We start from the raw sequence: 2,036 nt of genomic DNA on the forward strand, positions 1-2,036 counted from the left end.
GTCTATAAATGTAATACAGACCGCTYGCTACAGGCGTCCACACCACTTTGAACGTGATATTCAAATCTGAAGCTTTGGGGAATTCACGTAACGGGTAGGCCACCAAATCAAATTGAACAAGCAGCACTTCTACTATCCATCCAACAGCCTGACACACAAGAAAGCACAACACAAATTCATGAGCTTTTGCTCTTGGAACAAGAAAATAGATGGTGGTTATACACACAAACCAGACTAGCAGCAATAAATTTCGTTCCATTTCCATGGCCATAGCTTGTACAAGGAAGGAGGCTCCTATGTATAGTGTACTTCTTTTTATTCATACTCTCGTGGGAGGTGATACTTAGACAAAAACACAACACCGTTTACTCGTTGTCCGTTATAAACACGAACTTGCGGGGTTCCCTTAAAAATATTTTATTTTCCAGGCACTTGAACCATATTCAGTCATATATAGGTGATAGAAGTTCGAACCTGTTGAGGAGGATTTTATACAAATGATGTTACCGAGTGAAAAGTTTTTCGGTAAGTTTGAAGCGGTTTTTTTATTTTACGGGGCCATGCCTACAGGCGTTACTGTTTCTGAAACTAGGCGCATGTTTATTTGCTTTCCAAGATGGGGAGACGATGTTAAATTTACGGTGGCTGAAATCGTTCACGGTACATTACAGCCTTATCCTAGTTTAGACGCTAATTTGGTAAGCCAATCGAATACCACAACGTCCTTCATTAGTGTCCAAAGTGTCGTTGCTGATGGAAAGGGAACGCTTTGGGTACTGGATACGGGGGCTCCTAATTTCTCAGAACCCATCAAGGGGGGGGCGAAGTTAGCCGCTGTAGATTTAAATACAAATACCATAAGAAGCTTATTTACATTTACAGAGGATGTTGTCCTGCCAACCACTTATCTGAATGATGTCCGATTTGATTTTCGTGTTGGTAAAGCAGGTTATGCTTATATAACGGATTCGTCTTCCCGAGGACCGGGTGCCATTATTGTCGTTGATTTAGAAACGGGTTATGCCTGGAGACGGTTAAACGGGGCAAATTCAACTTCGCCAGATCTCTTTCTTTTACCGAAAGTCGAAGGTGAAATTCTGATGAATCGAAACAAAGATGGATCTACTTCACCCTTTAGATTGGCCTCTGATGGTATAGCGATTTCCCCGGACGGCAAGATTTTGTATTTTTGTCCTCTCTCCAGTCGACATCTGTACTCGATTTCAACGGAAGTCCTAAGAGACCGAACGATACCGGATATGAATTTACAGGATCACGTGAAGTATTGGGGAGAAAAAGGTGCTTCAGATGGAATGATCACCGGTGCAAAAGGAACCCTTTATGCTGGAGATTACGAAAACAATAGTATTCGAAAGATATTGCCGAATGGCATCATGGAAACGATCGCACATGATCCGAGAATTTTATGGCCGGATACTTTTTCGATTGGTCCAGATCAATACTTATATTTCATCGTGAACCAATTACATCGGCAAGCAAGATTTCATTATGGAAATGACCTGCGGCAGAAGCCTTATAGTTTACTCCGTATGAAAATAGACGAACCACCTGCTCCTACCTTTTAATAAATATTTCAATCTACAAAGTTGACTCTATTTGCATAGAAAATGTATTTTATGACTTTATGGTTATTAAGAATTTGGAGGCTGCCGCTCGGCAGCCTGTTCAGCTATCGAGAAACGTTACTTCAATAAGCTACAAAATGAGGCTGCCGCCGCGAAAAATGAGTGGCAGCCTCATTCAGCTATTGGGCAGAACACTTCCAATATGTGTTAATATGTTGATGTACAACGGCTTTGAAGTTCGGTAAATATTTATAAATTAGCTGAGATTTTGATCCTATTCTAAGGTGGGAAACTTATGACAGTTCAGAAAGCAATAAGGTTTATTGAACATGAACTTTCGAACATCTTGATTGACTACAATGCATGGTTCGAAGCAGAACCGAAAGTACTTAATTATAAACCTGATGTAGGTTGGAGCATTGAAGAAATATTAGAACATGTGACTTTAAC

The 2,036-nt window shown here is 40.5% G+C and carries 2 protein-coding genes; one reads left to right on the plus strand and one right to left on the minus strand.

Annotated elements, in window-relative coordinates:
- Positions 1 to 271: CBO0543 family protein (locus tag AC1DUA_RS35210; RefSeq protein ID WP_477504158.1), on the minus strand; the 271-nt coding region annotated here is incomplete at its 3' end.
- Positions 272 to 491: 220 nt separating this feature from the next.
- Between AC1DUA_RS35210 and AC1DUA_RS35215 the strand changes: the two genes are divergently transcribed.
- Positions 492 to 1,586: an L-dopachrome tautomerase-related protein gene (locus AC1DUA_RS35215; protein ID WP_477504159.1), complete on the plus strand. Its 1,095-nt coding sequence runs from the start codon at positions 492 to 494 to the stop codon at positions 1,584 to 1,586.
- Positions 1,587 to 2,036: the final 450 nt, after the last annotated feature.

This window comes from Paenibacillus sp. 01T422 (assembly GCF_056398785.1).